The organism is Achromobacter xylosoxidans (genome assembly GCF_014490035.1).
In the GTDB taxonomy this organism is placed as follows: domain Bacteria; phylum Pseudomonadota; class Gammaproteobacteria; order Burkholderiales; family Burkholderiaceae_B; genus Achromobacter; species Achromobacter bronchisepticus_A.
The window spans coordinates 5,678,352-5,693,580 of the sequence record NZ_CP061008.1 but is presented as its reverse complement, the minus strand read 5'-3'; the positions used below and the strand labels follow the sequence as shown (position 1 = coordinate 5,693,580).

Below are 15,229 nucleotides of genomic sequence, written 5' to 3'. Positions count from 1 at the left end.
TTCAGGCGGCGGGCGCCGAGGCAGGGGCTCCGTGCCCCAGCCCCAGATACACCTCGACCACGCGCGGGTCCTCCGCCACCTGGGCGGCCGGGCCTTCCAGCGTGACGGCGCCGGTTTCCAACACGTAGGCATAGTCCGCCACCTGCAGCGCGGCCCGGGCGTTCTGTTCGATCAGCAGGATGGACACGCCCATCTCGCGCAGGCGCGTGACGATGCGGAACACCTCGCGCACGATGCGCGGCGCCAGCCCCAGGCTGGGTTCGTCCAGCATCAGCAGCTTGGGCTTGGCCATCAGCGCGCGGCCCACCGCCAGCATCTGGCGTTCGCCGCCGGACAGCGTGCCGGAGAGCTGGAGGCGGCGCTCCTTCAAGCGCGGAAACAGTTCATAGACCTCGGCCAGCGTCTGGTCCTGGTCGCGCAGGCCGCTGCGGAAACGGTGGAACGCGCCCAGCATCAGGTTGTCTTCCACCGTCATCTCGGCGAACAGCTCGCGCTTTTCAGGCACCAGGTTCATGCCGGCCGCCACCATTTCCTCGATCTCGGCATGTTCCTGCACCTTGCCGCCGAAGACGATCCGGCCGCTGGACGGCAGCACGCCCATGATGGCCGACAGCAGCGTGGTCTTGCCGGCGCCGTTGGGGCCGATCACGGTCACGATCTGGCCTTCGCCCACTTCCAGGCTGACGCCTGAGACGGCCTCGATCTTGTCGTAGGCCACGCGCAGGTCGCGCACTTCCAGCAATTTCGCGCTCATCATTCCACTCCGCCCAGATAGGCTTCAAGCACCGCGGGGTTGTGCTGGATCTCGGCGGGCAGGTCTTCGGCGATCTTCTCGCCGAAGTCCATGACCACCACGCGGTCCACCAGCCCCATCACGAAGTCCATGTCGTGCTCCACCAGCAGGATGGCCATGCCTTCGGCGCGCAGCTTCTTCAGCAATTCGGCCAGTTCGCATTTTTCCTGGTAGCGCAGGCCGGCGGCGGGTTCGTCCAGCAGCAGGATGCAGGGATCGGACGCCAGCGCGCGGGCGATTTCCAGGATGCGCTGTTGCCCCAGGGCCAGCGAGCCGGCCTCGTCGTGCAGATGCTTGCCCAGGCCCACGCGTTCGACCTGGCGCGCGGCTTCGGCCAGCAGGCGCGCTTCTTCGGCGCGGTCCAGCCGCCAGGCGGCCGGCAGTACGCCGCGATGGCCGCGCAGGTGGGCGCCGATGGCCACGTTTTCCAGCACGCTCATGCGGCCCAGCAGGCGCACGTGCTGGAAGGTGCGCGACAGTCCCAGCCGCGCAATGCGGCGCGCGCCGGCGCCGGCCACGGAATGGCCCAGCAGCGTTACCGTGCCGGAAGTCGGCGTGTCCACGCCCGAGATCTGGTTGAACATGGTGCTCTTGCCCGCGCCGTTGGGGCCGATCAGCGCCAGGACTTCGCCGGCGCGGATTTCCAGGTTCATGGCGTTGTTGGCGACCAGGCCGCCGAACTTGCGGGTCACATCCACGGCCTTCAACACCACCTCGCCGCGCGGCGGCATGGGCTTGCGCGGCAGCGGCTCGGCATTCATGTCCAGCTTGCGCTGCTGCTTCTTCACCGGCACACAGCGCGTCAGCACCGGCCACAGGCCGCTGCGGGCGCGGTGCAGCAGCAGCACCATGCCGAAGCCGAACACGATCACCTCGAAGTTGCCGGTCTGGCCCAGCAGCCTGGGCATCCAGTCCTGCAGCCATTGCTTGAGCACGGTGAAGACGCCCGCGCCGACCAGCGCGCCCCACACCTGCCCCGCGCCGCCGATGACGGTCATGAACAGGTATTCGATGCCCATCTGCAGGCCGAAGGGGTTGGGGTTCACGAAGCGCTGCATGTGCGCGTACAGCCAGCCCGAGGCGCAGGCCTGCAGCGCCGCGATGATGAAGATCACCATGCGCGAGCGCGCCGTGTCGACGCCCATCGATTCAGCCATCACGCGGCCGCCCTTGAGCGCCCGGATGGCGCGGCCCTCGCGCGAATCCAGCAGATTCTGGGTGGACCACACCGCCACCAGCAGGAAGGCCCAGATCAGGTAGTAGATGTTGTCGCCCTGGTTCAGCGTCCAGCCGAACAGGTTGATGGCGGGAATGTCCGGGATGCCGGTGTGGCCGCCCAGGCCTTCGACCGAGCCGAAGACGAAATACAGCGACAGGCCCCAGGCGATGGTGCCCAGCGGCAGGAAATGCCCCGACAGCTTCAGCGTGATCGCGCCCAGCAGATAGGCGATGACCAGCGTCAGCAGCAGCCCCGCCAGCAGGGTCAGCCAGGGCGATGCGCCCAGCCATGCCAGCCAGGACGGCAGCGTGTCCGCGCGGGTGGTCAGCAGCGCCGTGGTGTAGGCGCCCACGCCGACGAACGCGGCCTGCCCGAAGCTCGTCAGGCCGCCGACGCCGGTCAGCAGCACCAGGCCCAGCGCCACCATGGCGTACAGGCCGATGTAGTTCAGCAGCGTCACATAGAACGGCGGCAGCACCAGCGGGCCCAGCGCCAGCAGCGCCAGGAATGCGAGGAGGATGTGGCGCGGGTTCATTCGTCTTCTTCCTCGACGTGATGGCTTTTCAGTGAACGCCAGAGCAGCACGGGGATGATCAGCGTGAACACAATGATTTCTTTGTAGGCGCTGGCCCAGAACGAGGAGAAGGCTTCGATCAGGCCGACCAGGATGGCGCCGGCCGCGGCCAGCGGATAGCTCACCAGGCCGCCGATGATGGCGCCCACGAAGCCCTTCAGGCTGACCATGAAGCCGGAGTCGAAGTACATGGTGGTGATCGGAGCGATCAGGATGCCCGACACCGTTCCGATCAGCGCGGCCAGGAAGAACGTGGCCTTGCCGGCGAAGATCGGCGAAATGCCCATCAGCCGCGCGCCCAGCCGGTTGAAGGCGGCTGCGCGCAGCGCCTTGCCGTACATCGAGCGTTCAAAGAATTGGTAGAGCACGACGATGAGCAGGGCCGACACCGCCACCACCCAAAGCGCCTGGCTGTTGACGTTCAACGGTCCCAGCGCCAGGCTGGCGTCGCTGAACGGCGCCGTGCGCGCGCCTTCCGCGCCGAAGGCCAGCAGCCCCAGCCCGACCAGCGCCAGGTGCACGGCAATGGAGACGATCAGCAGCACCAGCGTCGAGGCCGACGCGATGGGCTGGTAGAACAAGCGGTACAGCTGCGGTCCCATCGGCACCAGCAGCAGCAGCGTCAGCAGCGCCTGCGCGGCCATCGGCAGCTGGGCCAGCGGCAGGTTGTAGAACAGCGCGGCCAGCACCAGCGGATAGGCCAGCTTGACCGCCATGCGCCAGGCGCCGCGGTTGCGCCCGGGGCGCTTGCGCCGCGCCAGCAGATCGGCGCCGACCTCGGCCAGCGCGAAGGCAAACAGCAGCCACACCAGCAACACCGGCTTGCCGGCCTGCAGTGCAGCCATGGTGAGCGCGCCGAACGCGACGAACTCGCCTTGCGGGATGAACAGCACGCGGGTGACGGTAAAGACCAGCAGGATGGACAAGGCCAGCAGCGCATAGATGGCGCCGTTGGTGATGCCGTCCTGCCCGAGTATCAGGGCAATCTGAGCATTCATGCGAAATTCCGGGTAAGACAGACAAGCACGCCAGGTACGTCATCCCCTATGCACCGCGCGTCCCCCCAACGGGACACTGCGGAGCCGGAGCTGCGCTACTTCAGAGGAATGCGAATGAGCAAGCTCCGCGCACGCCATGGTGATGCCACGAAGCAAGCTCTGCGCACCCTATCGGGATGCCGCGGAGCCGGCTTTGCCGGTCCGCAGGCATGCCCCCCTGGGGGGGAAGCGCGCAGCGCTTCGGGGGGGTTACTTCACTAGTGTCCAGGCGCCGTCCTTGACGGTGATGAGCTCGCGGCCGCGATCGTCAAAGCCGCTGTGGTCGGCAGCCGTCATGTTGTAGACGCCTTGCGTGCCGACCAGCTCCTTGGTCTGTTCCAGGGCATCGCGCAGCGCGCTACGGAACTCCTTGGTGCCCGGCTTGCCGGCCTTTTCAGCCAGCGGCACGGCCTTTTCCAGCAGCAGGCCGGCGTCGTAGACGTTGGCGCCGAAGGTGGCGGGCTTGGATCCGTTGAGCTTTTCGTAGGCGGCGATGTAGTCCGCAGCGACCTTCTTGGACGGGTTGCTGTCCGGCATTTCCGGCAGCACCAGCATCAGGCTGGCGGCCAGCACCGTGCCTTCAACCTTCTTGCCGCCCAGCTTCAGGAAGTCGGGCAGGGCCGCGCCGTGGGTCTGGTAGAACTTGCCCTTGTAACCCTGATCGAACAGGGTGGTCTGCGGCAGCACGCTGGCGGCGCCGGGGGCGGCCACCAACACGGCGTCCGGCTTGGCGGCCAGGATCTTCAGCGCCTGGCCGGTGACCGAGCTGTCAAAGCGCAGATAACGTTCGTTGGCGGCGATCTTGATGCCCTTTTCGGCGGCCAGGCCCGAGAAGACCTTGTACCAGTTCTCGCCGTAGGGATCGTTCAGGCCGATGAAGCCGACGGTCTTGATGCCGGTCTTGGCCATGTGGTCGACCAGCGCGCGCGCAATGATGTCGTCGTTCTGGGTGGTCTTGAAGACCCACTTCTTCTGGTCGTTCATGGGCAGCACGACGGCGGCGGTGCCCACCGGCGCCAGCATCGGCACGCCGGCCTCGGCCGCGAACTGGATCACGCCCATGGCGTTGGGCGAACCCGACGGGCCGATCAGCGCGTCCACGTTCTGCTCCGAAATCAGCTTCTTGAAGGCCGTCACCGAGTTGGTGGAATCGCTGGCGTCATCCAGCGAGATGTATTCCACGGTCAGGTCGCCGATCTTCTTCGGCAGCAGCGGCACGGTGTTCTTCTGGGGAATCCCCACCAGGGCCGTCGGGCCGGTGGATGAGGTAACGACGCCGACCTTGACTTGGGCCAGGGCGGGCAGGGCGAACAGCGCGGCTACCGCGGCGGCAGCGGCCAGGGGGAGTTTCTTCGACAGCATGGCAAAACCTCCGGATAGGGAGCAGGGTGGGGGTGCGGCTGGAAAACGGAGAAAACGGTACTTCTGTGCTTGCTTGGTTTGCTTTAATACTTGTTGCTTAAACTTTCTGTGCGCAGGCTCGCACTGTAGACCTGGTCCGCAGTGCTTACCTATCCGTCAAAACCCGAAGCAGCGCGCGCGATGCGCGTTCAGATGGTGATGGAGCTGACGCTGGCGCCGCCGCAGACGAACAGCGTCTGGCCGGTGACGAAGCTGTTGGCGGGATCCGAGAAGAACATGACGGCGCGCGCCACGTCGTCGGAGCGGCCCAGGCGCTTGACCGGTATGCCGGCTGCCAGCTGTTTCTCGCGTTCGCTGCCGGGCTCGATCACCTCGTAGAACATGTCGGTCTGGATCGGGCCGGGAGCCACCACGTTGACCGTGATGCCATAGGGCGCCAGCTCCAGCGACCAGGTGCGCGCCATGCCCACCATGCCGGCCTTGGTGGCCGAATAGGCGGTGCGGGTCGGCAGGCCCAGCGCGCCGCGCGAGGACATCATCACGATGCGGCCGAACTTGCGCTCCTGCATGCCGGGCAGGGCGGCCTGCACCAGGCTGATGGCCGCGCCCAGGTGGATCTGGGTCAGGCCGTGCAGTTCTTCCTGCGTGACCTGCGGCAGCAGGTTGGGCCAGATGACGCCGGCGTTGTGGATGACGTGGCTGATGGGAAACCGGGCGGCGGCTTCGGCGCCCGCTTGCGCGGTGGCCTCGGCGTCCAGCAGGTCCACCTGCACGTTGTGCAGGCGCGGGTGGCTGAAGTCGGCGGCGCGGCGCGCCATGGAAATCACTTCGTAGCCTGCGTCCAGCATGCTGCGGCAGATTTCGGCGCCGATGCCGGCGCTGCCGCCGGTGACGATGGCGACGTTGGTGTGCGTCATGGATATCCCCCTGTTGTTGTCGTGAGACCGGCTCAGGCGCGGCCGGCTCAGGTGCGGCCGGCTTAGGCCTTGGGCGCCAGCGCCAGCACGCGCAGCGGGCTGCCCGAGCCGCTGCGGATCTTGAGCGGCGCCGAGAAGATCACCGCGCCGGTGGGCGGCAGCTGGTCCAGGTTGGTCATGCATTGCAGGCCGTAGCGGTTGTTGCCGTGCATGTAGTAGTGGCAGGGATAGGGCGGATTCAGGTGATGGGCCTGGCCGGTATCCGTGCCGATCGACTCGGTGCCGAAACCGTGCACGTCGCGCTCCTTGATCAGCCATGGCACTACTTCAGCGTCCGGGCCGGGCGAGTGCGCGCCGTCTTCCTGCAGGTTCAGGTAGTCGGCGGGCTTGGCGCGCTTGGACCAGTCGGTGCGCATCAGCACCCAGGAGCGCGCGGGGATGCGGCCGTGTTGCTCTTCCCACTTTTTCACGAAGTCGATGGTCAGCAGGAAGTCCGGGTTGTCGCGGGACTCCGCCGAGCAGTCGATGACGCAGGCGCTGGCGATGAAGGCCTCGATGGGAATCGTGTCCACCGTGTTGTCGGGCAGGTCCTTGCCCGTGACCCAGTGGGCCGGCGCGTCGAAGTGGGTGCCGGTGTGCTCGGAACACGAGAAGTTGTTCCAGTACCAGGCGGGGCCGCGCTCGTCGTAGCGCGAGATCTCCTCGATGCGGAACGGCCAGGCCTGGCCGAACTCCGGCGGCAGCACGATGGTCGGGAATTCCGGCGTCAGCGTCTCGGTCAGGTCCACCACGCGGATGCGGCCGGACACCAGTTCGGCCATGAATTGGGCAAGAATGTTTTGGCTCATGTGCTGTTCCTTTAGGTTCGTGCGTTGTCGGGGCGGCGGGCCGTCAGGCTCCCAGTTCCCGTTCCAGTCCCTTGGGGTTCTCCGCCAGCCGGGCGCGGAATTCCTGCGCGACATCGCCGACATAGACGTCCTCGATGCCATCCTTCAACGCGCGCACGATGGCGGTGGCGATCGCCGCGGGCGCCACGCGCGGGGGCGGCGTGCGCTGCTCCCATTCGTGATCCACCGGCCCGGGGAACACGTTCACCACCCGCACGCCCGCGCCGCGCATCTCGGCGCGCAGGCATTGCGCCAGGGACAGCGCGGCTGCCTTGGACGCCGACCACATGCCGCGCGACGGCAGGTTCATGTGGGCGTAGATCGACAGCACGTTGACCCAGGCCGTGGCGCTGTTCACGCCGTCCGCGGCGCGTCCGCACAGGGCCGGGCCGAAGCTTTGCGCCAGCCGCATCAGCCCCAGCACGTTCACATCCATGGCGTCGCGCGCCGTATTCACGTCCTTGCGGTTCAGCAGCCCGCCTTCGCGTTCCAGGTCGGCGGTATTCACCAGGATCTCGACCTTGCCGCCGATGGAGGCGGCGACGCGTTCGACCGAATCGGTATCGGTCACGTCCAGCACCACCGCCTGCACGCGCGGGTCGGCCGCCAGCGCGTCGTAGGCGGCGTCGCGCTTCCAGGCCTGCGGGTCGCCCAGGAACACGGTCGGGCAGCCAGCGTCCAGCAGGGCGCGTGCCACCGCCTGGCCCACCGCCGACTTGCCGTCGGTGACGAGCGCGCGGCGGAACTTCGGATCGCACGAGGTTTCGCGCAGGGTCTTGTCGTCTTCCATGTTGGGCGTATTCCTTTCAGGCAGGGCGATCATCACGGCCTGGCCGCTGCGGTCCAGCTTCAGCGCCAGGCGCACGCGGTCGCCGTCGGCGCAGTCCTGGTGCACGTGCGCCACCACCGAGGGGCCGGCCGTCATGCGCACCGTGCCCACGCGCCAGGGCAGGCGTTCGCGGAAATACAGGTCGTTGCTGTGATGCAGGGTGGTGCTGACCAGCAGCACGCCGCTGGGATCGGCCGGACGCCAGGGCAGATGCTCGGACAGGCATTGGCCGCAGACCTCGCGGGGCGGGTACTGGACCGCGCCGCAGTCGGCGCAGGTCTGCAGGTCGAAGCGGCCCTCGGCGGCGGCGGCGGTCAGCCCCAGCGCGCTGCGGCTGCGCCAGCCCGGCGGCAGCGTCGGCTGGCGGGTGCGGGCGATCGGATTCTTGCGGGGCGGCTTGGCCAAGGGTTCGGTCATGCGTGGCTCCCCAGGATGGCCGCGGCGGTGCACAGCCCGCGGTCGTAATTGATCATGCCGAAGCCGCTCACCATGCCGAGGCGGGCGTCGGCCACCTGCGTGCCGCCGGCCGTGCCGCTCAACTGGCGCAGCGCCTCGACCATGCCCAGATAGCCGCCGGCCGCGCCGGCCTGGCCTACCGACAGCTGGCCGCCATTGGTGTTGAAGGGAAAGCTGCCGTCCACGGTGAAGCTGTGGCGGCGCACGAAGTCCGGCGCCTCGCCTTTGGGGCAGAAGCCCAGGTCTTCGATCTGCATCAGGTTGATGACGGGGTAGTCGTCGTAGGCCTGCAGGAAATCCATGTCGCCGGGTTGAACGCCAGCCTGGCCGTAGAGCTCGTCCAGGTCCACTGTCCAGCCGCCGCGCGTCTGGATCGGGTCCTCGATCCAGGCGTTGTGGCGTTCGATGGTCGACAGGATGCGGGCGTAGGGCAGGTTCAGCGCGCGCGCCCGGTCTTCGCTCATGACCAGGAAGCCGTCGGCGCCGGCGCAAGGCATCACGCAATCGAACAGGTGTATCGGGTCGGTGATGACGCGGGCGTCCAGGTACTGGGCCAGCGTCAGCGGCTTTTTCATCAGCGCGTGCGGATAGCGCAGGGCGTTGTCGCGCTGCGCCACGCACAGCTTGCCGAAGTCCTCGCGGGTGGCGCCGGTCGTGCGCATGTAGTTGGCGGTCAGCAGCGCGAAGCTGGCGTTGGGTCCGCCCGCGCCATAGGGATAGACGGCGTCCTGCGCGAAGCGCGAGAACTGGCTGACCGTGTTGCGGAACGAGTCCACGTGGTTGGTGTCGCCGGCGATGCAGGCGACGATGCTGGCGTCGCCCGCCTGCACGGCGCGGGCCGCGCGGCGCAAGGCGGCCACGCCGCTGGCGCCGCCCATGGGGATGTGGTCCAGCCAACGCGGGCTCATGCCCAGGTGCTGCACCAGGCCGACGGCAGTGTCGGGGGCCAGCGTGAAGCTGGACACGCACAGTCCGTCCACCTCGGTCTTGGCGATGCCGGCCTGGCGGATCAGCGCGCCCAGCGCCCGCCCCAGCCACCAGTGGGCGGCATGGGTGGAATAGCGTTCGTACGGAATCGTGACGGGCAGGGCCGCCACCACGCCGTCATAGCCCAGGCGGCTCATCGCGCGGGCTCCTGGCGTTTCTTCATGTGGCCGGTGTCCACGCAGCGGGCCGTGCCGGGCAGCGTGGGCGCCAGGGCTTTCATTTCGCCGCGCTGGATCTTGTTGGTGGTGGTCAGCGGCAGGCTGTCGACGAAGGCGACGTAGCCGGGGGCCTTGTAATAGGCCAGTTGTTCCAGGCTCCATTGCACGATGCTGCGCGCGGCCTCGGCCATTGCGGCGCCCTCGGCCGGCAGGCTCTCGGGCACCACGCAGGCCAGCACTTCGTCGCCGCGCACCGCGTCGGGCACGGCGGCGACCGCCACGGCCTTCACCAGCGGATGCTGCAGCAGCACGCTTTCCACTTCCACGGCGGAGATGTTCTCGCCGCTGCGGCGGATCACGTTCTTCTTGCGGTCCACGAAGCGCAGCGCGCCATCGGCGTCGCGGCGCACGATGTCGCCGGTATGGAACCAGCCGTCTTCCCAGGCCTGGGAGGTCGCGTCCTCGTCCTTGAGGTAGCCGGCGAAGAAGCCGTAGCGCGGGTCGTCGCCGGCGTGGCGCACCAGCAGTTCGCCCGGTTCGCCGGCGGCGGCCTCCAAGCCGGAGTCGGCGACGATGCGCACCAGCACGTCGTCTTCCTCGCGGCCGAAGCAGCTGCTGCCGATGTGGCGCGGCTCATGGTTGGCGATGATGACGGCGCCCGCGCCGGTCTCTGTCATGGCCCAGGCTTCCAGCAGCGGAAAGCCGAAGCGCTCTTCAAAGGGCTGGTGCAGCTTGCGGTCCACGCCCGCGCCGAAGCCGAAGCGGATGGCAGGCTGCTTGTCGCGGGCCGAAGGTTCGGCCTTCATCAGGATGGCGGGCATGACGCCCAGGTAGTGCAGCACCGTCGCGCCCGAGTCGCGCACGCTGCCCCACCAGGTCTTCGGGTGGAAGCGGTCCAGCGGGATCAGGCAGCCGCCGGTCAGCAGCATGGCCATGGCCGAATACGCCATGGCGTTCATGTGGACCAGGGGCAGCGGCGTCAGCATGCGTTCCTGTCCCGGGCGCAGCTCGCACAAGCCGCCGATGCGGGCGTACCAGCCTCCGGCGTGCAGGAAATAGCGGTTGGGCAGGATGCAACCCTTGGGCCGCCCGGTAGTGCCGGACGTGTAGAGCAGGGCGCATTCGGTCAGGACATCGGGCTCGCGGCCCGCCAGCGGCGCGGCGAACGGTGCGGCGGGAGGGGCATCATCGGGACCCATCACGCGCAGTTCGCGGCCGGCGCGCGTTGCGGCGGCCAGCAGGTCGGCGTGGCGCTCGGGCAGCGCCACGGCCAGCGCGATCTCGGAGTGGCCCGTCAGGTATTCCAGTTCCGCTGCGCGCAGGTCGGGGTTGATGGGCACCACCGACACGCCCAACGCGTTCAGCGCGAACCAGTGCAGGAAGAAGGCAGGGCGGTTTTCCAGCAGCAGGCCGGCGCGGTGGCCGTGGCCGTAGCCGGCGCGGGCATAGGCCGTGCGCAGGGCTTCGATGGCCTCGGCGGCCTGGGCGTAGCTCAGTTCGCCCGCGGCGATGCCGTAGGCCTGCGCCGTTTCCGGCAGGATGCACAGGAAGGGCTGGGCGCCGTAGCGGGCCGCGGTGTCGCGGAATGCCTGATGGACCGTGGTGCTCACAAGCCGCTCCTACATGAACAATTGGATATTGCCGAAGGCCGCGTCGCAGTTGACGAGGTCCACGCGCTTGAGCCGGATGCGCAGCGCGCCGTCCCGCTCCACCAGATGGTGGGTGGCCCAGCCCGCGTACAGCGTCTGCGCGTCCTGCCGCGTCTCGACGTAATGAAAGGCGGTGCGCACCACGTGGCGGCCTTCGGCGGGGGCGGCATCGGGATGGCCGTGTTCCACCATGGGCGCCTGCAGCAGGTGATGGCAGCGGCTCTTGGGCTGTTGCGAGAACGTGCGCTGGCCGGCCAGGCGCTCGACGCGCACGCGCAGCAGCAGCTTGTCTTCGTACATGAGCGAGGCGTGCAGCTTGGGATCGGTCTGGCCATGGGCCAGCGGCATCCAGTAATAGCCGTCTTCGGTGTACAGGTTCAGCCAGTCCTCGAAGCGCAGCTCGTCCAGCATGCGCGCCTCGGCGTAGACAAAATCGATCAACTCGCGGTCGCTTGCGCTCATACCGACTCCGCTCCGGTCATGTAGCGGCCCCATGCGCGGTACTGGTTGCGCATCTGCCATTCATTGGTGCCATTGGTGGCGACGTTCTTCTGGCCGACCTCGTCGGGCGAGTACAGCCGGCCCACGTTGACCCAGTCCCGCGCCCGCGATTGCAGGCCGTCCTGGGCGCGCTCGTACATTTCCAGGTCGTCGTGCCCGACCACCGAGGTCGGCGCGTTGATGAGGCGGTTGTACATGAGCGTGCGCTCCAGCAGCAGGTCGGGCGCGCCCACCAGGCGGAAGGTCCAGGACTCCACCAACGTGCGGTCGGCGGCGATCGGCTTGAACACGCGCAGCGTCTGGATCGGGCCCTTGACCATGATGTTGGGGAAATACACGGTGTTGTGGCGCACGTCGCCCAGGATCTGCTTGGCGCGGTCCTCGCCGTAGGCCGCCACCATGGAGTCCCAGTAGCCCGGAATGCCGGAATACGAGGCATGGATGGAGTCCGACACGCCGGTATGGCCGTGGCCGTTCTCCCACACGCGGATGCCCATGTTCTCGAAGAACTCGTAAGGCGAGATGAAGGGCGCGAACAACTCGACGGCCATGGGCTTGGGCGTGCCTTCCGGCGCCTGTTCCCAGACCTTCACGGCGGTGCCTGCCGAGGACTCGTGCGCCACCATCGGGTGGCAGGTGTCGGTCTGGTTGTCGACCAGCATCTTCCAGTTGCAGCGGTGCATGTAGCGCAGCACGCCGCCGGCGACTTCCAGCCGGCCTTCGGGCGAGCGGTCCACCATGTTGTCCAGGGTGGACAGGGACTCGCCGAAGAAGTCCTCGAAGGACTGGCCTTCCGGGTTCAGGCGGCAGAACACGAAGCCGCGATGGTTCTTCACGTCCTTCACGGCGGCCATGCCCTGGCTCGCTTCGCAGTTTTCCAGGCCGGTGTTCTCGTAGCCCTTCTTCAGGGGGATGGACAGCAGGCTGCCGTCGGTCTTGAAGGTCCAGGCGTGATAGGGGCAGCGGAAGAACTTGCCGGTGTTGCCGCAGGCGTCGCCCGCCACCATGGTGCCCTTGTGCGGGCAGCGGTTGTGCAGCACCCGCACCGTGCGGTCGCTGTGGCGCACCATCACCACCGGCTGGTTGCCCACCGTGGTGGTGATGTAGTCGCCCGGATTGGGAACCTGGCTGTCGTGGCCGACGTAGACCCAGGTGTTGGCGTACAGGCGCTCCATCTCCAGCTCGAACAGCTCCTGGTCGATGAACAGGTCCTTGTGCACCTCGGTGTCGCGCAGCAGGGCGCGGATGGCGTCGGGGTTGTCGCGGTATTTGGCCATGATGGCGCTTCCTTGCGTCGGGGCTACAGGTCCAGCACCAGGCGCGCCGATTTCGCGCGCGAGATGCAGATCTGGATGATCTTGCCGCTGGCCTTCTCGGTGTCCGAGAGGTAGTAGTCGCGGTGGTCGGGTTCGCCTTCCAGCACGGTGGCCTGGCAGACGCCGCATTCGCCGCGCTTGCAGTCGTACATCGGGTCGCAGCCTTCTTCTTCCATGACGTCGATGATGGTCTTGTCGGCGGGGATGGTCAGCACCCGGCCGGACTGGCGCAGCTCGACTTCGAAGGGCTGGTCGCCGGCCTGCGGCGCGGCGGTGGCGAAGAGTTCGAAATGGATATGGGCGTCGGGCCAGTGGCGCGCGTGCGCGCCCTGGATGACCGCGTCGATCAGGCCCTTGGGGCCGCAGACGTACAGGTGCTGGCGCGGCGATGACGCGGCCAGCAGAGCCTGCAGGTCGAAGCGGCAGGAAGGATCGTCGTCGGCGTGCAGGCTCAGGTCATCGCCGGCCAGGGCCTGCAGTTCGGGCAGGAAGGCCAGCTGGTCCTTGCTGCGGCCGCAGTAATGCAAATGGAAGGCGCGGCCCGCGGCCTTGAGCGCGGCGGCCATGGAGGCCACCGGCGTGATGCCGATGCCGCCCGCGATCAGCACCACGGGTTCGTCGCCGGCAGGCGATTCGTGCAGCGGGAAATCGTTCTTCGGGCCTTCGACCGTGAGCGTGTCGCCCTCGGCCAGCGCATGCATGTGGCGCGAGCCGCCCTGGCTGGTTTCCTCCAGGCGCACGCCGAGCCGGTATTCCGCGGGCTGGGCGAACTTGCCGGCTTCCGGCGCCAACTGCACCAGCGAATAGCAGCGCGGCTCGCGCAGGCCCGGCACCGTCACCTTCAGGTGCGCGCCCGGTCCGAAGGCGGGCAGGGGGCCGGCGTCCTCGCGCGCCAGCCGGAACGAGCGGATCAGCGGCGATTCCTGCCGGACTTCCCGGACGATGAGTTTCAGTGTCTGCACGGCGTTTGTCCCTATCTTTGCTTGTCTCAGGCCGCCAGCTTTTCAGCCAGCTGGCGTTCCATGGGGCCGCATTTTTCGTTGGCCAGCGCGGTTTCGCGCAGCGAACGCAGCGTCTCGGCGGCGTCGGGCCGGCCGGCCAGTTGTTCCGCCGCGGCGATCAGCTGGCGGTACTTGCCGCCGCCGCGCACGTGGGTGTCGCTATAGCCCTTGACCAGGCGGCGGCAATTGACGATTTCGACGGCCAGCGCGTAGTCGCGCGGGGCCAGGCGGGCGATCAGGTCCAGCCATTGCGCGAGGCCGGCGGCCTCGGTCTGATGGCGCAGCGTGCTGCGGCGGAAGCGCCGCATGCCCGCCAGGGTGTAAAGCATCAGGAATCCGCCCAGCGTGCCGCTCTGCATGCGGCGGCCGTGGCCCAGGCGGCGTTCGACGAAGCCGCCGAAGGCCTTGGAGCCTTCGAGCCAGCGGCCCAGGCCCGCCGGCAACGTGCCGCAGATTTCTTCCAGGCGCGGGTGCATGAATTCCGTGGTGTAGACCAGTTGGTCCGGACGCGCGCCGACTTCCTGGCGCACGCGGTCGAAACGCGTGGCGCGGGTCTTCAGGTCGGCGACGCGGATCACGTCGTCGTAGGCCATGGCCGTGGCCACGTAGCGCGCGGCGGCACAGGTCAGCGCCCATTGCCGGGCCTCGCCGCCATGCGCGGCGTCCAGGTCGCGGATGGCCTTCATGTGGCGCAGGTACTCGGCGGCATAGGCCAGGTCCTGGAATTCGATCTGGCGGCGCGTGCCCGCGGCCAGCATGGGCTGCGCACAGGCGGGAAAGTCGCGCTTGATCGTGTCCAGCAGGGCCTGCGCCTTGGGGCTGGCGGCGCGTTCCGGCACGGCCGGCACCGGCCGCGCCAGATCGATGGGAGCCGGCTGCGCGGGCGCCTGGTCGGCGGACTCGTAGCCCAGCGCGAAGGCGCGCAGGCTGGCTTCCACGCCCAGGCCGGCGCGCCGCACCGTGGCTTCGAAGTCGTCGCGCGAGAAGGGCAGGGCGCCGCTGCCGGCCACCGCGCCGAACAGGCTGGCGCTGATGACGCTGCCGGCGCGGTCGGCCAGATCCTGCAGGTCGAAGCAGAGGAAGCGTTTGGCCGCGGCGCGGCCCGCTTCCAGCACCTTGTTGGGATCGGCGATGCCGTTGCCGGGCGCGGATTTTTCGCTGACGGCGTAGCTGCGGTGCGAAGAAGTCAGCAGCACGGTGCGTTCCGGCGTGACCAGTCCGCGCTGGATGGCGCGGCCGCCTTCCATCAGTTCTGCGGCGACCACCAGGTCGACGTCGCCCGGGGTGGGCATCAGCGCCAGCGCGGGTTGCCGTCCGGCGCGCTGCACTTCGGCTTCGGGCAGCAGTTCCAGGTAGTAGATGGTGGCGCCGGTGCGCTGGGCCACGCCCGGCACCGAGGTGGTCTGGGCCCACCAGCCGGCGTGCTCGGCCATGTCGACGATCCAGTCGGCCAGCACGCCGCCGCCCTGGCCGCCCATGGCCAGGATGGCGATCTTGATCGGATTGGCTTGTTGCATAGCGGCCGGGTTCATGGAACTGGAAT

General features: G+C 68.2%; 13 protein-coding genes. All 13 read right to left on the bottom strand.

What is annotated here, in order from left to right; all coding sequences use genetic code 11:
• Window position 1: 1 nt before the first annotated feature.
• Window positions 2–754: an ABC transporter ATP-binding protein gene (locus IAG39_RS26420; RefSeq protein WP_059371589.1), complete on the bottom strand. Its 753-nt coding sequence runs from the start codon at window positions 752–754 to the stop codon at window positions 2–4.
• A complete protein-coding gene (locus IAG39_RS26415; RefSeq protein ID WP_118932376.1) occupies window positions 754–2,547 on the bottom strand; it encodes an ABC transporter permease subunit in 1,794 nt (597 codons plus the stop codon). The genes IAG39_RS26420 and IAG39_RS26415 overlap by 1 nt, the downstream gene beginning before the upstream one ends.
• Window positions 2,544–3,584: a branched-chain amino acid ABC transporter permease gene (locus tag IAG39_RS26410; protein WP_059371591.1), complete on the bottom strand. Its 1,041-nt coding sequence runs from the start codon at window positions 3,582–3,584 to the stop codon at window positions 2,544–2,546. Before IAG39_RS26410 ends, IAG39_RS26415 begins: the two co-directional genes overlap by 4 nt.
• A gap of 249 nt (window positions 3,585–3,833) precedes the next feature.
• Window positions 3,834–4,985 (bottom strand): ABC transporter substrate-binding protein, encoded by a 1,152-nt coding sequence (locus tag IAG39_RS26405; protein ID WP_118932375.1) that lies wholly within the window; start codon window positions 4,983–4,985, stop codon window positions 3,834–3,836.
• Window positions 4,986–5,173: 188 nt separating this feature from the next.
• On the bottom strand, window positions 5,174–5,902 hold the full coding sequence (locus tag IAG39_RS26400) for an SDR family NAD(P)-dependent oxidoreductase (RefSeq protein WP_059371593.1): 729 nt from the start codon (window positions 5,900–5,902) through the stop codon (window positions 5,174–5,176).
• A gap of 62 nt (window positions 5,903–5,964) precedes the next feature.
• Complete coding sequence (locus tag IAG39_RS26395; protein ID WP_059371594.1) at window positions 5,965–6,750, bottom strand: cyclase family protein; 786 nt, start codon at window positions 6,748–6,750, stop codon at window positions 5,965–5,967.
• Window positions 6,751–6,793: 43 nt separating this feature from the next.
• A complete protein-coding gene (locus IAG39_RS26390) occupies window positions 6,794–8,035 on the bottom strand; it encodes an SDR family NAD(P)-dependent oxidoreductase (RefSeq protein ID WP_118932374.1) in 1,242 nt (413 codons plus the stop codon).
• Complete coding sequence (locus IAG39_RS26385; RefSeq protein WP_059371596.1) at window positions 8,032–9,198, bottom strand: thiolase family protein; 1,167 nt, start codon at window positions 9,196–9,198, stop codon at window positions 8,032–8,034. The genes IAG39_RS26390 and IAG39_RS26385 overlap by 4 nt, the downstream gene beginning before the upstream one ends.
• Window positions 9,195–10,829, bottom strand: a complete 1,635-nt coding sequence (locus tag IAG39_RS26380; protein ID WP_118932373.1) for an AMP-binding protein — start codon at window positions 10,827–10,829, stop codon at window positions 9,195–9,197. Before IAG39_RS26380 ends, IAG39_RS26385 begins: the two co-directional genes overlap by 4 nt.
• 9 nt (window positions 10,830–10,838) lie before the next feature.
• Complete coding sequence (locus IAG39_RS26375; protein ID WP_118932372.1) at window positions 10,839–11,330, bottom strand: aromatic-ring-hydroxylating dioxygenase subunit beta; 492 nt, start codon at window positions 11,328–11,330, stop codon at window positions 10,839–10,841.
• A complete protein-coding gene (locus tag IAG39_RS26370; RefSeq protein WP_059371599.1) occupies window positions 11,327–12,646 on the bottom strand; it encodes an aromatic ring-hydroxylating dioxygenase subunit alpha in 1,320 nt (439 codons plus the stop codon). The genes IAG39_RS26375 and IAG39_RS26370 overlap by 4 nt, the downstream gene beginning before the upstream one ends.
• 23 nt (window positions 12,647–12,669) lie before the next feature.
• Window positions 12,670–13,647: a PDR/VanB family oxidoreductase gene (locus IAG39_RS26365; RefSeq protein WP_059371600.1), complete on the bottom strand. Its 978-nt coding sequence runs from the start codon at window positions 13,645–13,647 to the stop codon at window positions 12,670–12,672.
• Window positions 13,648–13,673: 26 nt separating this feature from the next.
• Window positions 13,674–15,218, bottom strand: a complete 1,545-nt coding sequence (locus IAG39_RS26360) for an indolepyruvate oxidoreductase subunit beta family protein (RefSeq protein ID WP_118932371.1) — start codon at window positions 15,216–15,218, stop codon at window positions 13,674–13,676.
• Window positions 15,219–15,229: the final 11 nt, after the last annotated feature.

Excerpts from the sequence above, each read along its gene's own strand:
- IAG39_RS26400 (WP_059371593.1), bottom strand. The coding sequence starts at position 5,902 with ATGACGCACACCAACGTCGCCATCGTCACCGGCGGCAGCGCCGGCATC.
- IAG39_RS26410 (WP_059371591.1), bottom strand. The coding sequence starts at position 3,584 with ATGAATGCTCAGATTGCCCTGATACTCGGGCAGGACGGCATCACCAAC.
- IAG39_RS26370 (WP_059371599.1), bottom strand. The coding sequence starts at position 12,646 with ATGGCCAAATACCGCGACAACCCCGACGCCATCCGCGCCCTGCTGCGC.
- IAG39_RS26395 (WP_059371594.1), bottom strand. The coding sequence starts at position 6,750 with ATGAGCCAAAACATTCTTGCCCAATTCATGGCCGAACTGGTGTCCGGC.
- IAG39_RS26420 (WP_059371589.1), bottom strand. The coding sequence starts at position 754 with ATGAGCGCGAAATTGCTGGAAGTGCGCGACCTGCGCGTGGCCTACGAC.
- IAG39_RS26405 (WP_118932375.1), bottom strand. The coding sequence starts at position 4,985 with ATGCTGTCGAAGAAACTCCCCCTGGCCGCTGCCGCCGCGGTAGCCGCG.
- IAG39_RS26375 (WP_118932372.1), bottom strand. The coding sequence starts at position 11,330 with ATGAGCGCAAGCGACCGCGAGTTGATCGATTTTGTCTACGCCGAGGCG.
- IAG39_RS26360 (WP_118932371.1), bottom strand. The coding sequence starts at position 15,218 with ATGAACCCGGCCGCTATGCAACAAGCCAATCCGATCAAGATCGCCATC.
- IAG39_RS26415 (WP_118932376.1), bottom strand. The coding sequence starts at position 2,547 with ATGAACCCGCGCCACATCCTCCTCGCATTCCTGGCGCTGCTGGCGCTG.
- IAG39_RS26385 (WP_059371596.1), bottom strand. The coding sequence starts at position 9,198 with ATGAGCCGCCTGGGCTATGACGGCGTGGTGGCGGCCCTGCCCGTCACG.
- IAG39_RS26390 (WP_118932374.1), bottom strand. The coding sequence starts at position 8,035 with ATGACCGAACCCTTGGCCAAGCCGCCCCGCAAGAATCCGATCGCCCGC.